This window comes from Mesorhizobium kamtschaticum (genome assembly GCF_056174585.1).
The window spans coordinates 7,121,842-7,136,958 of sequence record NZ_CM149691.1 but is presented as its reverse complement, the minus strand read 5'-3'; the positions used below and the strand labels follow the sequence as shown (position 1 = coordinate 7,136,958).

The 15,117-nt window shown below is 63.1% G+C and carries 13 protein-coding genes; 8 read left to right on the top strand and 5 right to left on the bottom strand.

Translation table 11 applies throughout. The features are described from left to right. Window position 1: 1 nt before the first annotated feature. Window positions 2–997: a rhamnose ABC transporter substrate-binding protein gene (rhaS, locus tag AC0V7N_RS35090; RefSeq protein ID WP_183456234.1), complete on the bottom strand. Its 996-nt coding sequence runs from the start codon at window positions 995–997 to the stop codon at window positions 2–4. Window positions 998–1,052: 55 nt separating this feature from the next. After that, window positions 1,053–1,856, bottom strand: a complete 804-nt coding sequence (locus tag AC0V7N_RS35085; protein ID WP_496627623.1) for a DeoR family transcriptional regulator — start codon at window positions 1,854–1,856, stop codon at window positions 1,053–1,055. 184 nt (window positions 1,857–2,040) lie between these two features. Between AC0V7N_RS35085 and AC0V7N_RS35080 the strand changes: the two genes are divergently transcribed. From AC0V7N_RS35080 to ggt, 3 genes are all read left to right on the top strand, one after another. After that, window positions 2,041–4,143, top strand: a complete 2,103-nt coding sequence (locus AC0V7N_RS35080) for a bifunctional rhamnulose-1-phosphate aldolase/short-chain dehydrogenase (RefSeq protein ID WP_475453458.1) — start codon at window positions 2,041–2,043, stop codon at window positions 4,141–4,143. 93 nt (window positions 4,144–4,236) lie between these two features. Further along, complete coding sequence (rhaI, locus tag AC0V7N_RS35075) at window positions 4,237–5,529, top strand: L-rhamnose catabolism isomerase (protein ID WP_475453456.1); 1,293 nt, start codon at window positions 4,237–4,239, stop codon at window positions 5,527–5,529. A gap of 236 nt (window positions 5,530–5,765) precedes the next feature. Then, window positions 5,766–7,505 carry a gamma-glutamyltransferase gene (gene ggt, locus AC0V7N_RS35070; RefSeq protein WP_475453455.1) on the top strand — a complete coding sequence of 580 codons (1,740 nt, stop codon included), beginning with the start codon at window positions 5,766–5,768 and terminating at the stop codon, window positions 7,503–7,505. Window positions 7,506–7,556: 51 nt separating this feature from the next. Here the strand turns inward: ggt and AC0V7N_RS35065 are convergent, their stop codons facing one another. Continuing rightward, the gene (locus tag AC0V7N_RS35065) at window positions 7,557–7,898 is read right to left on the bottom strand and encodes a hypothetical protein (protein WP_475453453.1); all 342 of its coding nucleotides are present in this window, start codon (window positions 7,896–7,898) and stop codon (window positions 7,557–7,559) included. A 397-nt stretch (window positions 7,899–8,295) separates the two neighbouring features. Here AC0V7N_RS35065 and AC0V7N_RS35060 point away from each other — a divergent pair, with 397 nt between their 5' ends. The 4 genes from AC0V7N_RS35060 (at window position 8,296) to AC0V7N_RS35045 (ending at window position 12,183) form a co-directional block, all read left to right on the top strand. Continuing rightward, complete coding sequence (locus tag AC0V7N_RS35060; protein WP_475453451.1) at window positions 8,296–8,787, top strand: ABC transporter substrate-binding protein; 492 nt, start codon at window positions 8,296–8,298, stop codon at window positions 8,785–8,787. After that, the gene (locus AC0V7N_RS35055) at window positions 8,784–9,224 is read left to right on the top strand and encodes a TroA family protein (RefSeq protein WP_475460662.1); all 441 of its coding nucleotides are present in this window, start codon (window positions 8,784–8,786) and stop codon (window positions 9,222–9,224) included. Before AC0V7N_RS35060 ends, AC0V7N_RS35055 begins: the two co-directional genes overlap by 4 nt. Before the next feature lie 79 nt (window positions 9,225–9,303). Further along, the gene (gene fhuB / locus AC0V7N_RS35050; RefSeq protein WP_475453450.1) at window positions 9,304–11,265 is read left to right on the top strand and encodes a Fe(3+)-hydroxamate ABC transporter permease FhuB; all 1,962 of its coding nucleotides are present in this window, start codon (window positions 9,304–9,306) and stop codon (window positions 11,263–11,265) included. A gap of 21 nt (window positions 11,266–11,286) precedes the next feature. After that, window positions 11,287–12,183, top strand: a complete 897-nt coding sequence (locus tag AC0V7N_RS35045; RefSeq protein ID WP_496627622.1) for an alpha/beta hydrolase-fold protein — start codon at window positions 11,287–11,289, stop codon at window positions 12,181–12,183. Here the strand turns inward: AC0V7N_RS35045 and AC0V7N_RS35040 are convergent. Next, window positions 12,164–13,288 (bottom strand): DUF4432 family protein, encoded by a 1,125-nt coding sequence (locus AC0V7N_RS35040; protein WP_496627621.1) that lies wholly within the window; start codon window positions 13,286–13,288, stop codon window positions 12,164–12,166. The two genes, AC0V7N_RS35045 and AC0V7N_RS35040, sit on opposite strands and share 20 nt — an antisense overlap. A gap of 288 nt (window positions 13,289–13,576) precedes the next feature. Here AC0V7N_RS35040 and AC0V7N_RS35035 point away from each other — a divergent pair, with 288 nt between their 5' ends. Continuing rightward, a complete protein-coding gene (locus tag AC0V7N_RS35035) occupies window positions 13,577–14,320 on the top strand; it encodes a sulfotransferase family protein (RefSeq protein WP_475453446.1) in 744 nt (247 codons plus the stop codon). Between the two features lie 19 nt (window positions 14,321–14,339). Here AC0V7N_RS35035 and AC0V7N_RS35030 read toward each other — a convergent pair whose 3' ends face one another. Then, window positions 14,340–14,852 carry a hypothetical protein gene (locus AC0V7N_RS35030; protein ID WP_475453445.1) on the bottom strand — a complete coding sequence of 171 codons (513 nt, stop codon included), beginning with the start codon at window positions 14,850–14,852 and terminating at the stop codon, window positions 14,340–14,342. Between the last annotated feature and the right edge of the window lie 265 nt (window positions 14,853–15,117).

Here is a 15,117-nt window from a genome sequence, read left to right as displayed (position 1 = left end):
ATCAATAAATCTTGGAGAACTTCTCGATGTTGGTCTTGTCGAACTGGAAGGGCGGAGCCATCGCAGCCGAATTGCTGTCGTCGAGCGTGACCTTGCCGACGCGGCCGATCGACAGCGTCGCGCCGGGCTTGGCCTCTTCCTTCTTCACCGCCAGATCATGGGCGAGGTAGACGGCCGAGTAGCCGAGGTCGATCGGGTTCCAAAGAGCCACGGCCTGTGAAGCACCGTTGTCGATGAACTTCTTGAACTCGGACGGCAGCGCCAGGCCGGTGACATTGACCTTGCCGATCAGGTTCTCGTCGGTGACGACCTGGGCGGCGGCGACGACGCCGACGGTGGTCGGCGCGATGATCGCCTTGAGGTTCGGATAGGACTTCAGCAGGCCCTTGGCTTCGTCGGTGCTCTTGGCCGAATCGTCATCGCCATAGACGGTGGCGACGAGTTTGATCTTGGGGAACTTCTCCGGCAGGATTTTCTTGGCCGCGTCGATCCAGGCGTTTTGGTTGGTCGCGGTCGAGGAAGCCGACAGGATGGCGACGTCGCCGCCTTCCGGCAAATAGTCGGCGGCAAGCTTGATGATGGTCTCGCCGATCAGGCCGGTGTCGGACGGGTTGAGGTGAAGCTGGCGGCCTTCCTTGGCAACGCCCGAATCCCAGGAGATGACGGTGATGCCGCGCTCCATGGCCTTCTTCAGCACCGGCACCAGCGCGTCGGCGTCATTGGCGGAAATGGCGATGGCGTTGACCTTCTGGGCAATCAGCGAATTGACCACTTCGATCTGCGCTTCGGCGGTCGCCTTGGTCGGGCCGGTGTAGATGATGTCGACATCGCCGAGTTCCTTGGCCGCCTCTTCGGCGCCCTTGTTGGCGGCGTCGAAGAAGCCGTTGCCGAGCGACTTCACCACCAGCGCGATCTTGACGTTTTCGGCATAGGCGGCATTCACGAACATGGCGGCGGAAAACGCCGCCGTAACCATCAATTTCTTCAGAAAGCTCATCGAATATCCTCCCTTGAGCGTTGCATTCCATCGTCGCTGCGGGCGTGAGGGTGTCTCAGGCCTGCAGTGGAGATTCTTCCTTTGCCGACTTGCGGGCGACGATCAGCGTCACGCCTGCGGTCTCCAACATCTTGGCTTCGCGATCCTCGATGCCATCATCGGTGATGACGGTGGCGATGCGCGACAGGCCGCACAGGATCAGGCTGGAGCGCTTGCGGAATTTCGAGGAATCGACCAGCACCACCAGCTCGTCGGCCTGGTCGATCAATTTCTGCTCAGCCTGGATCAGCAGCGGGTCGCCTTCCATCAGGCCGAGCGGCCCCAGCCCTTGAGCGCCCATGAACATGCGGCGCGCATAGAAATTGCGCGTCACATCATTGTCGAAGGGCGACAGGATAATGTTCTGCTCACGATAGATCGTGCCGCCCGACAGCATCACCGTGTTCTTGGAGTGCTTGAGCAAGTGCTCGGCGATCGGGAACGAATTGGTGAAGATCGGCATGCGGCGGCCGGTCAGGAAATGCACCATCTGGAAGGTGGTGGTGCCGCCATTGATGATGATCGGCTCGCCATCCCCGCACAATTCGACAGCCTCGCGGGCAATCGCCCGCTTCTGCGAAGCGTTGATCGTTTCGTTGACGGAAAAGGGCCGACCGGCCAGGCCGATGAATTGCGGTGGGGAGATCGCCTCGGCGCCGCCGCGCACCCGGCGCAGGCGCTTTTGCACGTGAAGAGCCGCGATATCGCGCCGGATCGTCGCCTCGGACGACTCCGTCAGGTCGACCATCTCCTGCACCGTCACCACAGGTTTTTCCTGGACGGCGGACAGAATGATCCTGTGGCGCTCTTTTTCGTGCATGGTTCCTCCCTGCCTGGCCATCTAGGCACTCAAAACGAGCAGTGTCAATCATTTCCGATCATATAATTTCATTGTGCAGTGCAATATGATCGATCTTGATCGTTTGTGATTGACAATCGGCCTGCTTGCGTAGACATTCCCGGCAAAATGGACTGCGGCTTTTTGCGTCCCAGGGAGGATACCTATGCTCGACAAGCGCTCCGGCTCGCGCCTCACCAACCTTTGGGATGATGCGAAAGCCAAGGGGATGAGCGACCCCGAGCTGTTGGTCTATCGCTCGAACACCCTCGGCTCCGACAAGCGCGTCACCAACTATGGTGGCGGCAACACCTCTTCGAAGATCTGGCAGAAAGACCCGCTGACCGGCGAGACTGTCGAGGTGCTTTGGGTCAAGGGCTCGGGTGGCGACAGCGCCTCGATCAAGCTCGATGGCTTTGCCGCGCTCTACATGGACAAGTTGCGTGCGCTCAAAGGCCTCTATCGCGGCGTTGAGCACGAGGATGAGATGGTCGGCTTCCTGCCGCACTGCACGTTCAATTTGAACCCCCGCGCGGCCTCGATCGACACGCCGCTGCACGCCTATGTGCCGAAGCCTTTTGTCGACCACATGCATCCCGATGCCATCATCGCCATTGCCGCGGCGAAGGATTCCAGGGCGCTGACCAAGGAGATCTTCGGCGATGCCATCGGCTGGCTGCCGTGGAAGCGGCCGGGCTTCGAACTCGGCCTGTGGCTGGAGAAATTCTGCCTCGAACATCCCGCCGCCAAGGGCGTCATCCTCGAAAGCCACGGCCTGTTCACCTGGGGCGACACGCCCAAGGAATGCTACGAGACGACGATCTCGGTGATCAACCAGGCGATCGAGTGGTTCGAGCGCCGCTCCGAGGGGCTCGCCATATTCGGTGGCGAAGTGGTCAAGTCGCTCGACGCCACCGAGCGCCGCGCCATCGCGGCAAAACTGATGCCTAGGATTCGTGGCCTGATCTCGGAAAAGAGCCACAAGCTCGGCCATTTCGACGATTCCGCCGCCGTCCTCGAATTCGTCAACTCCAGGGATTTGCGATCGCTGGCGGCACTTGGCACCTCCTGCCCGGACCATTTCCTGCGCACCAAGATCCGGCCTCTGGTCATCGAATTCGATCCGGCCAAGCCTGATGTCGATGCGGTGATTGCGCGCCTCGCCGACGATGTCGCCGCCTACCGTGTCGGCTACCAGGCCTATTACGACAGCTGCAAGCATCCGGATTCACCGGCCATCCGCGATCCCAACGCTGTCGTCTACCTGATGCCCGGCGTCGGCATGTTCACCTTCGCCGGCGACAAGGCGACGGCGCGCATCTCGGGCGAGTTCTACGTCAACGCCATCAATGTCATGCGCGGCGCCTCGACCGTGTCGTCCTATGTCGGCCTACCCGCGCAGGAGGCTTTCGACATCGAGTACTGGCTGCTCGAAGATCTGAAGCTGCAGCGCATGCCGAAGCCGAAGTCGCTCGCCGGCCAGATCGCCCTGGTCACCGGTGGCGCCGGCGGCATCGGCCGCGCGACAGCCAGCCGCCTGCTGCGCGAAGGTGCCTGCGTGGTGCTCGCCGACATTGACGAGACAGCTCTCGCCAGCGCCAATGAGGAACTGGCCAAGGCCTATGGCAAGGATTTCGTCCGGCCGGTGGTCATCAACGTCACCTCGGAGGATCAGGTGGTTTCCGGCTTTGCCGAGACGGCGGTCGAGTTCGGCGGCATCGACATTCTGGTGTCGAATGCGGGCCTCGCTTCCTCGGCACCGATCGAGGAGACGTCGCTGGCGCTGTGGAACAAGAACATGGACATCCTGTCGACCGGCTATTTCCTGGTCTCGCGGGAAGCGTTCCGGTTGTTCAGGGTGCAAAAGATTGGCGGCAACGTCGTCTTCGTTGCTTCCAAGAACGGACTTGCCGCATCGCCCAATGCCGCCGCCTATTGCACCGCCAAGGCCGCCGAGATCCATCTGGCGCGATGCCTTGCGCTTGAGGGTGCGGAAGCCCAGATCCGGGTCAACGTCGTCAATCCGGACGCGGTGCTGCGCGGCTCGAAGATCTGGACCGGCGAGTGGAAGGAACAGCGCGCCGCCGCCTACAAGATGTCGACCGACGACCTCGAAGAGCACTATCGCTCGCGCTCGATGCTGAAGCGCTCGGTTTTTCCGGAAGACATCGCCGAAGCGATCTACTTCTTCGCTTCCGACATGTCGGCCAAGTCGACCGGCAACATCATCAACGTCGACGCCGGCAACGCGCAGAGCTTTACGCGCTAGGCCTCCCTTCTCTCCGCTTTACAGGGAGAAGGTGGCCCGAAGGGCCGGATGAGGGGCAGCGCTGACGCAACGCATTTTGGGAGGAATAGCAGTTTGTCCGAAACCATCATCTCGGCCGACCTCGTCGCCAGCCACAACGCCACCCGCAAACCCAACCTCGATCGTGACTACGCCTCGCTCGGCGAACGCCTCGACCGCCGCGGCATCGCCATCGACGCTATCCGCGACAAGGTGGAAAAATTCGCGGTTGCCATCCCGTCCTGGGGCGTCGGCACCGGCGGCACCCGCTTTGCCCGCTTTCCCGGCGCCGGCGAGCCGCGCGACATCTTTGACAAGATCGAGGATTGCGCCGTCATCAGCCAATTAACGCAGGCGACGCCGACTGTTTCGCTTCACATTCCGTGGGACAAGGCCGACCCGAACCGGCTGAAGCAGGCCGCCTCGCGCTTCGGTCTCGGCTTCGACGCCATGAATTCCAACACCTTCTCGGATGCCAGGGACCAGAAACTCTCCTACAAATTCGGCTCGCTGTCGCATGCCGATGCTGGTACGCGCCGTCAGGCGGTCGAGCACAATCTCGAATGCATCGAGATCGGCAAGACTCTTGGGTCGAAGGCGTTGACCGTGTGGATCGGCGACGGTTCGAATTTTCCCGGCCAGGTCAATTTCGCCAAGGCCTTCGAGCGCTATCTCGACGCCATGAAGCAAGTCTATGCCGGACTGCCGGCGGACTGGAAGCTGTTCACCGAGCACAAGATGTATGAGCCGGCTTTCTACTCCACCGTCGTGCAGGATTGGGGCACCAACTACCTCATCGCCAAGGAACTCGGCGACAAGGCCTTCTGCCTCGTCGACCTCGGCCACCATGCACCCAACGTCAACATCGAGATGATTGTCTCGCGGCTGATCCAGTTCAAAAAACTCGGTGGCTTCCACTTCAACGATTCCAAATATGGCGACGACGATCTCGATGCCGGCTCGATCGATCCCTACCGGCTGTTCCTGGTCTTCAACGAACTGGTCGATGCCGAACTGTCCGGCGCCGAGGGTTTCGATCCCGCCCACATGCTCGACCAGAGCCACAACGTCACCGATCCGATCGAAAGCCTGATGCTGTCGGCGGTCGAGGTGCAGCGCGCCTATGCTCAGGCGCTGCTGGTTGATCGCAAGGCGCTCGAAGGCTTTCAGGACGGCAATGACGCACTGATGGCAACGCAGACGCTGAAGGCGGCCTACCGCACCGATGTCGAGCCGATTCTCGCCATGGCGCGGCTGAACACCGGTGGCGCCATCGATCCCGTTGCCGCCTACCGGGCGGCGGGCTACCGCGCCAAGGTCGCGGCCGAGCGTCCGGCTGTCGCCGGCGGCTCGGGCGGAATTGTCTAAGGCCCAGCCAGCCCCCTCATCCGGCCGCTTCGCGGCCACCTTCTCCCCGAGGGGAGAGCGGGCGCCGGCGCTGACAAACTCCTCTCCCCTTGGGGAGAGGTCGGATTGCCCCGAATTGCCCTTCGCAATTCGGTTGGCAATCCGGGTGAGGGGGCTCTTTCTCTCGCTCCTCCAATTGTTAGTGGACTCGATCAGTCCAACAGGCTCTTCTGGGCGTCCCGCCAGGAGAACCCGCAATGCATCTCACCCGTCGGACACTGACCGCCGCCAGTCTTTCCATCGCCTTTGTCCTGACGCCTTTGACGAGCGTCTTCGCCGCGTCACCCGCACCGGCCAAGGGCGAACACGGCATGGTGGTAACGGCCCAGCATCTGGCGTCGGAAGTCGGCATCGAGGTGTTGAAGAAGGGCGGCAATGCCGTCGATGCGGCTGTGGCCGTCGGCTATGCTCTGGCTGTGGTCTACCCCAATGCCGGCAACATCGGCGGCGGCGGCTTCATGACCATCCGTTTCGCCGATGGCAAATCGACCTTCCTCGACTTTCGCGAACGCGCGCCGCTGGCGGCGACCAAGACCATGTATCTCGACAAGGACGGCAACCCGGTGAAGGGCGCCAGCCTCGACGGTTATCTCGCCATCGGCGTGCCGGGCTCGGTGGCCGGTTTTGAGATGGCGCGCGAAAAATACGGCACGCTGTCCAGGCAGGATCTGATGGCGCCGGCTGTTCGCTATGCCAAGGATGGCTTCATCCTCAATCAGGGCGATGCCGCTTCTTTTGCCGGCAGCGCGGATCGGCTGGCGAAGGATCCGGCGGCGGCGGCAGCCTTCTTGAAACCGGACGACAAGCCCTATGGCATCGGCGAGCGGCTCACCCAGCGCGACCTTGCCGCCTCGCTCTCGGCCATCTCTGAAAAAGGCCCCGATGCCTTCTACAAAGGCGCCATCGCTGACGCCATCGTCCAGGCGAGCGGCGCCAAGGGCGGCATCCTGGCCAAACAGGATTTCGAACAATATGCGGTGCGCGAACTGAAACCCGTGACCTGCACCTATCGCGGCTACGAGATCACCTCCTCGCCACCGCCAAGCTCAGGCGGTGTCATCATCTGCGAAATCCTCAACGTGCTGGAGGGCTATCCCTTGTCCTATCTCGGCGCCGGGTCGGCCGAGGCGGTGCATGTCATGGTCGAGGCGATGCGCTATGCCTATGTCGATCGCAATTCGGCACTCGGCGATCCCGACTTCATTGATAACCCGGTCTCGAAGCTGCTGGACAAAGGCTACGCCAAGGACATCCGCGACAAGATCGATCCGTTCCGGGCCGGCGTCTCGCAGGACCTGATGCCGAAGGGCTTTGGCGAGTCGAAGGAGACGACGCACTATTCGATCATCGACAAGGACGGCAACGCGGTCGCCGTCACCTACACGCTCAACGGCTCCTTTGGCGCGGGTGTCGTTGCCGACGGCACCGGCATCCTGCTCAACAACGAGATGGACGATTTCACCCAGAAGCCCGGCGTGCCCAACCTCTACGGTCTGGTTCAGGGCGAAGCCAACGCCATTCAGCCGAAGAAGACGCCGTTGTCATCGATGAGCCCGACCATCGTCGCCAGGGACGGCAAGCCGTTCATGGTCATCGGCAGCCCGGGCGGCTCGCGCATCATCACCATCACGCTGGAAGCGATCGTCAATGTCATCGACCATGGCATGAACATCCAGGAGGCGATCGACGCGCCGCGCATCCACCATCAATGGCTGCCCGATACGGTCTATGTCGAGCCGTTCGGCCTGTCGCCGGACACCGAAAGACTGCTGGCCGGCATGGGCTACCACCTTGATCTGAGTGACCAGACCTGGGGCCAGGCGGCCGGCATCCTCGTCGGCGGCAAGAGCCTGGCGGAAATCGAGAAGGGCGGCGGCGCGCGCTACAATGGCGCCATCGACAGCCGAGCGGCATCGGGCGAAGCGCTCGGATATTGATATCGGTTTGAACTCTCGGAGAGGTTCTGGTTCACGGCCCGGCAAGGGCCGTCAGGTCACCAGCGTGACGGTCGATGCAATCAGCATCAGGGCGGCGATGCCGACGAACAGCGCGTAGATGCGCGGCCGGTCGAGCAGGAGCGCGTTTCCGGAGATCCAGGCCGATGTGGCGCCGCCAAGTGCGAAGAGGAACCCGTTGCGATGGCCGAAGGTCATCGATGCGGCCATCAGGCCGCCAATGATCAGGGCGCCGAACACGATGATCACGGCGACAGCGTATTTCTCGAAATCATTGTTGCCGATCCCCGGCCCGATCGCGTTCAGATTGGGCAGGTCGTCCGGATCGAAGGGGTTCGCCGACCCATATTCGTCTTGACCGATGGATTCTCGCATCACTCGTTCTCCGCTGACCGGCAACAAACCATCAACACTTGCCGAGCGCAACCCGATCGCACGTTCCTCTATGTGTTGACGTTCATCTTCAACACATTCCGGCCGCGCTTGTCACCGATTTTTAGGGCGCCTGGCTCGGATGCAACACGCGTCCGCACTCGGATGACACGCCACCATATCATTCCATATGGACCGAGTTCGCGGGGAAAAGATGATGCCGCCGATCAATTCGGCGTCGGCATGCGCTGCACGGCTGCGGCGGGGAGTCGCAGCGCCCGACATGCGACCGCTGGATTGTTCACTCCTGGTGGCATCTTTAATGTTGACTATGAAAGTCATGTTTCATAGTCAACCGGCACAGGCCGCTCGAGGCCAAAGTTCCAGACAGGCACGCCAGATGGAAACAGACCAGGAAACCCGGCCCGGCAGGACAGCCAATCGCGCACGCGGCTGGATAACCCGGCGCGGCGCGGTCGCGCTGTTTGGATTGCCCTTGGCCGCACTCATGCCATGGGCGGCCGAGGCGAAGCCGCCACTGCGTATCGTCTGCCTGGATGACGGGCTGGCGGAGACCTTGCTCACGCTCGGCGTTACGCCAATCGCCGTCGCCGATCGCGAAATCTGGGAGAAGTGGGTGGTCGAGCCGCCACTGCCGCCGCAGGTTGCCGATATCGGCACAATCCTGGAGCCAAATCTCGAATTCCTGCAGCAGCTTCGCCCCGACATCATCCTCTCCACTCCCTATCTCGACGGCATCAAGCCGCTGCTCGAACGCGTGGCGCCGGTGACGACGATCGGCATCTACACGCCGGATGGCCAGCCTTATCGGCGCGCGATCGCGGCGACCCGGCAACTCTTGTCGGCAAGGAAAGCGAAGGAGAAGCACTGATCGCGGCGACGGAGGCTTATTTCTCTGATGTCAGGCAGCGGCTGGAACCGCTTTCGGCGCGGCCGATCTACGTCGTCAACTTCCTTGATCCGCGCAATGTGCGCATCTATGGCGAAAAGAGCCTGTTTCAGGCGGTGTTCGACCGCATCGGCATCCGCAACGCCTGGACTGGCGAGACAAATTACTGGGGATTTGCAACCGTTGGCATCGACGGCCTGGCGACGTCAAGCGATGCGCGCCTTGCCTATCTCGAACCCTTGCCCGAGGGGGCTGTGGGCACGCTGACCGAAAGCCCGGTCTGGAGCGCCATGCCTTTCGTGCGCAACCGCTCGATCATGCGCCTTGCCCCAGCGCTGATGTTCGGCGCGCTGCCTTCGGCGAGCCGCTTTGCCCGGCTGCTGGCCGCGGCGCTGACGGCGGAGCACGCCGGTGGCTGAGCAGCAAGCAATCTTGTCCGCCGACGCCAGCCTCGTCTCCGCTCGTGCGTCGTCGTCTCGCATATCGGACAGATATCCCTTGGGCGGGATTCTGCTTTGCGTCGTGCTTCTTGGCACGGCCGCTGTCGCGACCCTCTCCAACCTCGTCGTGCAATTGCCGCCGGCGTTCTGGCTCGATGCGCTGGCAAGCCCCGATATCGACGATATGCGGCAGGTGCTCGTCCACTACGCCTTCCTGCCCAGGCTCGCCGTCAGCCTTCTCTGCGGCGCGGCCCTCGGATTGGCCGGGACGGTGCTGCAACAGGTCCTGCGCAACCCGCTCGCCTCGCCCGAAACCGTCGGCGTCTCGGCCGGCGCCCATCTGGCGCTGGCGCTGGCGACGCTGCTTGCGCCGTCCCTGCTTGCCTACGGCCGCGAATGGGTGGCGCTTGCCGGCGCCTTCACGGCTCTCGCCGCGGTCTTCGCGCTGTCCTGGCATAAGGGCCTGTCGCCGCTCTCGGTGGTGCTCGCCGGGCTCGTCGTCAGCCTCTATGCCGGCGCCATCGGTGCGGCCCTGGTGGTGTTGCGGCACGAATGGCTGGCCAGCCTGTTCATCTGGGGCGCCGGTTCGCTCGGCCAGCAGGACTGGTCGACGACGCTGTGGCTCTTGCCGCGCCTGGGCGCCGCCGCGCTGCTGATCGGCCTGATGGTGCGGCCGCTGACCTTGCTTGGCCTCGACGATGAAGGCGCGCGCAGCCTGGGCGTCCCGCTCGGCGCCTATCGTTTTGCCGGACTGGCGGCGGCGGTCGCGCTGATCGCCTTCGTCGTCGCTGCCGTTGGTGTCATCGGCTTCGTCGGCCTTGCCGCCGCGACGCTCGCCCGCATCGGCGGCGCCCGCCGGCTCGGCCAGCAACTGCTGATGGCGCCGCTCATCGGCGGCGCCTTGCTGTGGGCCGCCGATCAGGGCGTGCAGGTCGCGACCGGACCGCAGGGCGATCTGCTGCCGACCGGCGCGATGACAGCGCTTCTCGGCGCGCCGCTGCTGCTGTGGCTGCTGCCGCGCCTTTCGCTCGGCCTGGAAACGCCGGCACTCGGGTCGCAGCACCTGCCGCGCGCCCGTCATACCGGCCTCCTGCTGGCGGCGATCGGAGGCCTGCTGCTTCTGCTGATTGGGCTGGCCTTGCTTTACGCGCCGGGGCCACATGGCTGGACATTCGCATCCGGCGATCAGCTGCAGCCCTTGTTGTCCTGGCGCCTGCCCCGCGTGTCCGCCGCGCTGGCCGCCGGCGCCATGCTGGCGCTGGCCGGCCTGATGATGCAGCGTCTGACCGGCAATCCGATGGCCAGCCCCGAAGTGCTCGGCATCAGCGCCGGCGCCGCGCTCGGCATGATGGTGGCGCTGTTTTCGCTGTCAGATGCCGGCCGCCCAGTGCAGACCGCCGCCGCCACCATCGGTGCCTTCGCCGCTTTGCTGGTGACGCTGGCGATCGGCCGCCGTGCCGCCTATGCGCCGGAGCGGTTGCTGCTGGCGGGCGTCGCTCTGACGGCCCTGTTCGACGCGCTGATCCTGGTGCTCACCGCCACCGGTGACCCACGCGCCATGCTGCTGCTCAACTGGCTCACCGGCTCCACCTACGGCGTCGACGCGGGTTCGGCGTTTTTCACCTCGTCCATCGCCTTCTGCCTGTTCCTGCTTGCCCCGCTCTTCATGCGCTGGCTGGACATGCTGCCGCTCGGATCCGCCGCGGTGCAGAGCCTCGGCGTCAACCTGCGGGCAACGCGGCTTCTGGTGCTGTTGATGGTCGCAGCACTCACCGCCGCCTCGACGCTTGTGGTCGGGCCGCTGACCTTCATCGGCCTGATGGCGCCGCACCTTGCCCGTCGGCTCGGCCTGTCACGCGCGCTGCCGCAAGCCGTCGGCGCAGTGCTCGTGGGCGCGCTGCTCATGGTCTGCGCCGACTGGATCGGCCGCACCGCCATCTTCCCGCGCCAGATCCCGGCCGGCCTCGTCGCCACGCTGATCGGCGGCCCGGTGCTGATGTGGCTCTTGCGCCGCCGCTGAATTTTGTTCCCGGAGAGTGCCATGACCGCCCCGCCAGAGGCATCACCCGCCTTGATCGCCGACACCACCGTCCACGATCTTGCTTCGAATGCAGGCGGCGACCCTTGGCGGGTCTTCATCCATGTGCCGTCAGGGCCAGCGCCCGAGGCCGGCTGGCCGGTGCTCTATATGACCGACGGCAATGCCGTCATCGGCACGACGGTCGATGCCATGCGCGCACAGGCCTTCTATCCCCTTGGCACCAATGTCGGCTGGGGTGTCATCGTCGCCATCGGCTATCCCGTCGCGGGCGCCTATGACCCGCTGCGCCGTTCATGGGACCTCGGCCCGCCGCCGGGCAAGACCTATCCGCCCTTCTACGAGGGCACATCAGAAGTCAGGACCGGTGGGGCAGGGGATTTTCTGGCCTTCATCGAGGAAGAACTGAAGCCCTGGGTCGCCAGCCGGACCAGGATCGATGAGCAGCGCCAAGCGCTTTACGGCCATTCCTTCGGCGGCCTGTTCGCACGCTACGCCTTGTTCACCCGCCCGCTCTCGTTCCGCACCTTCATCGCCGCCAGCCCCGCCATCCATTGGGAAGATCGCGCCATCGACCGTTTTCTCGAAACTTTCGAGGCGGCTGTCCCCGATGACCTGAAGGCCGATGTGATCCTGTCGGCAGGCGAGTACGAGACCGAGAAGCTTGCACCGTTCCAGATCGGAGCGGAGGACGAGGAAAAACGCCTGCAGCAGAAGAAGCTGACGCGCACCGACGAATTCGCCCGGGCGATTGCCGAGCGCCTCGGCGCTCTGCCTAGCGTGCGCGCGAGCTTCGAGCTGCATGCCGGCGAAAACCACATGTCGATCCTGCCGGTGACAGTCAACCGCGCGGTGCAGGCGGCGTTTGCGGTGAAGCCGCCTAGGCGCCCGCAGCCTTGACCCTTGAAATCATGCCTTCCTGTTTTGCGGCCATGTCCGCGTCCATCGCGCCAAAGCGAAGGGTGCAGCGGAATACTCCTTCCGGAGCGACGCAAACCAGGCGGCCTCTTTCCTTGGCCGCAAGATAGCCGTCGGGCTCGGCGGTCGCCGGCAGCACGAGGCCAAGCGCATCCTGGTCGGGGCCGCGCGTGATCCAGCGAACGGCGTAGTTGAGCTCGGATGGACGAAAGCTGACGAAGTCCGCCGTCTGGTCCGGATGGACCTGCAAGGCGTGCGCCCAGCCTTCGGCGTCCGCCTTGGCTTTCATCGTCAGCACGAGTTCGGGGTCGATCGGCTCGTTCTTGGTCAGCGTGCGATGGCGCGGGGGATCGGCGACAATGGCGTCGCGATAGGCAAGGTAGCTTTCGCTTGGCGTAAAAAAGGGTGGCAGCACTTGGCGCACGACGATGTCCGCGTAATCATCGACGACGCTGTCGACCAGACGGCCGTCATCCGCCGGCCTGAAATTGATGTGCGCCAAATACATCAGCTCCATGGCTGAGCGTTTCAGATTGGTGATGGCGATGTCGACGGCAACGCCGGTGGCGTCGCGCTGCAGTCGCACGGTCGGTTGCATCACATAGTCGTGGCTGAAGGCCACGGTCTGGCGGCAGCGCCCTGTCAGAGCCATGAATGGCCCTTCTGAATTGTCCCCGACAATCAGCTGGACATCCCCATAGGGTGCGTTCGGCAGGTCGCCATGCAGCGGATGGTGGTCGTCCGGACCCGGGTTTTCCATTGCCGTGGCGCCGCAGTGAAGGAAAAACGCGCCATAGTTGGAGAGATAGTCCCGGGTCGCAACCGGCTCGTCGAACATCGAACGCATGGTCAGCGAGCGGTTGAGGAACGTTGCGTCCCAAATCTGCTGCCCCTGGAACGGCAGCATGACGATTTCGCCCTTCGCATTGCTGATGCGAAGACCGGCAACGCCGGATCGATAGCGAAAGGCGGTGGCGACAAGCCCGCGATATCGCGCCACGGTGGAGTCCAGCGGACCAAACTGCTCGGGCACGAGGTCGACGAAGACATGATCGGAATAGTCGTAATGCATTGATTCGACCTTCATCTGGCGCAAGCGCACATGCCGATAGTCGCAGGAAGCGTCTGGAAATCAACGGCTTGGAGCCTCGGATGCTCCGCCAAGCCGGCTGACGTTCTCGACAGGGCGGACCGGCGGTTTGGAGATCGCGCCGGACAGCTTCTTCGAACGTTGGAGCGTTGGCCCGAGCTTGGCGAATTCCACCGGACAATGGTCCTAAATGTCGGGAGGTACCCGTCAAAGTCGGTAGACTTCTCCGAGTTCGCCAGCTAGCTACATCGATATCAAAAGAGGGCAGACTCGGGGATCATCCAAGTGAAAATCAGATACGTCGCCGGCATAAGCTGGCCACGCAGTGGACATCACCTGATGCATCGGCTTGCCCTGAGCTATTTCGGCAACGATTTCAATTACTGCCTGTTTTACCCCACTGATAATCCCGATTGTTGCCGCACCTTCCCGTGCATCCGGCCGGGGGTCAAATTCTCGAAGAACCATGATTTCGATCTATCGGGGCGGATCCTGCCGGATGTTCCTTATCTGGTCCAGCATCGGTCGTTCATGCCTGGAACCGTCTCGGACTTTGAACTGTATCTCCTCGACGGCGGGCAGGACACGAAGGAAAGCTTTAAGGAGTTCGCACTCATCCGAAGTGATGGATGGGCTGCCTTCATGGCAAAGTGGGTGGATAGCCGGATTAAATTCGAGCGTCTGTTGGTGGGATACGAGGATTTTGTGTCCGACGCGCAAGGGACCATGAGACGCGTCATCCCGTTCTTTGCGCCAGGAGAGAAGCCTGATGAAGAGCGTCTGGCGCGCATCGTGAAGAACGAAACGCACGTCGCCGTCACCAAGCAAGGCGGCGAGGAGTGGACCGCCAATGCCGGTGTCAAGGCGTTCCGAAAAGTCGAGGCCTTTCGGTTCTATGACGCTGGATTGTTCCGGGAACTGGAATCCATCGCGCAGGAGAAGCGCCGCGGGATTGCCAGAGAAGCCGCACCGCGCCCTTCGAGTGGCCGCTTCAGGCTGCCGCTGATGAAAGCCATCTTCGGGCGGTAGATCAACAGGCCTCGCGCCATCATTCCTGTGAAGGAGGGGCGCTCAATCGACGATAAGGGACGCCATCGAAGCTTGCCGTCACAAAATCCGTGACGGACATCTTTCGCTTGTGCCCGTCGCTGCAGGCGTAAACCGGCCAACCGGCATCGCTGCATTCGCTGGCGGCGCAGATTCGCGCCAGGCAGTTACCGATAGTCAACCGGAAGCCGCCCTTGCCGGCGAAACCTTGCAACAAGCTGCCGTCCGCCGAGCGCCATGTCCGCGCACGGAATTCCGCCCGCAAAAGCGATGGTTCGAGAGGGACCGCAAGATTGGTTTCGCCGGGACGCCCTGTGAGCTGCAGACGCAAGCGCGCCATTGCGGTCGTGTACGCGGTCACAAGATCCGATTCGCGAAAATAGGCGATCGGCAGGTTGGAGCGGTCAAGCAGATGAGACATGCGCTCGCTTGCCTCAACCGGCGTCAGCAAGCCAACAAAGGCCGGCGTCAGCAAGCCAACAAAGGTAAGAAAGGCGAAGCAAGCTCGCGACATTTTCCAGCAGCCATATCGATCTCGGCCTGCCGGTTTGGCCCCGGTTGCCCCCAATAACATCCCGCCAATCGTCGCCCTGCGCAAGCCGCTTGCTGAGGCAGTCCAAAGCGGCCGAGTGTGCAATTCGCAAGGCCACCGGGTTAAAGCGCCTGGAGCCCCATCGGTTAAAGCGCCTGGAGCCGAAGAGGTAACCCGCACCGACGAATTTGCGCGGGCGATGGCGAGGTACATCAGGCGTTTACGGCAAGGAGGAACCCCTCTCGCC

What these genes read in the sequence shown, in the direction of transcription:
- rhaS (WP_183456234.1), bottom strand. Translation starts at nt 997, where the DNA reads ATGAGCTTTCTGAAGAAATTGATGGTTACGGCGGCGTTTTCCGCCGCC.
- AC0V7N_RS35085 (WP_496627623.1), bottom strand. Translation starts at nt 1,856, where the DNA reads ATGCACGAAAAAGAGCGCCACAGGATCATTCTGTCCGCCGTCCAGGAA.
- AC0V7N_RS35080 (WP_475453458.1), top strand. Translation starts at nt 2,041, where the DNA reads ATGCTCGACAAGCGCTCCGGCTCGCGCCTCACCAACCTTTGGGATGAT.
- ggt (WP_475453455.1), top strand. Translation starts at nt 5,766, where the DNA reads ATGCATCTCACCCGTCGGACACTGACCGCCGCCAGTCTTTCCATCGCC.
- AC0V7N_RS35065 (WP_475453453.1), bottom strand. Translation starts at nt 7,898, where the DNA reads ATGCGAGAATCCATCGGTCAAGACGAATATGGGTCGGCGAACCCCTTC.
- AC0V7N_RS35060 (WP_475453451.1), top strand. Translation starts at nt 8,296, where the DNA reads ATGGAAACAGACCAGGAAACCCGGCCCGGCAGGACAGCCAATCGCGCA.
- AC0V7N_RS35045 (WP_496627622.1), top strand. Translation starts at nt 11,287, where the DNA reads ATGACCGCCCCGCCAGAGGCATCACCCGCCTTGATCGCCGACACCACC.
- AC0V7N_RS35040 (WP_496627621.1), bottom strand. Translation starts at nt 13,288, where the DNA reads ATGAAGGTCGAATCAATGCATTACGACTATTCCGATCATGTCTTCGTC.
- AC0V7N_RS35030 (WP_475453445.1), bottom strand. Translation starts at nt 14,852, where the DNA reads ATGTCGCGAGCTTGCTTCGCCTTTCTTACCTTTGTTGGCTTGCTGACG.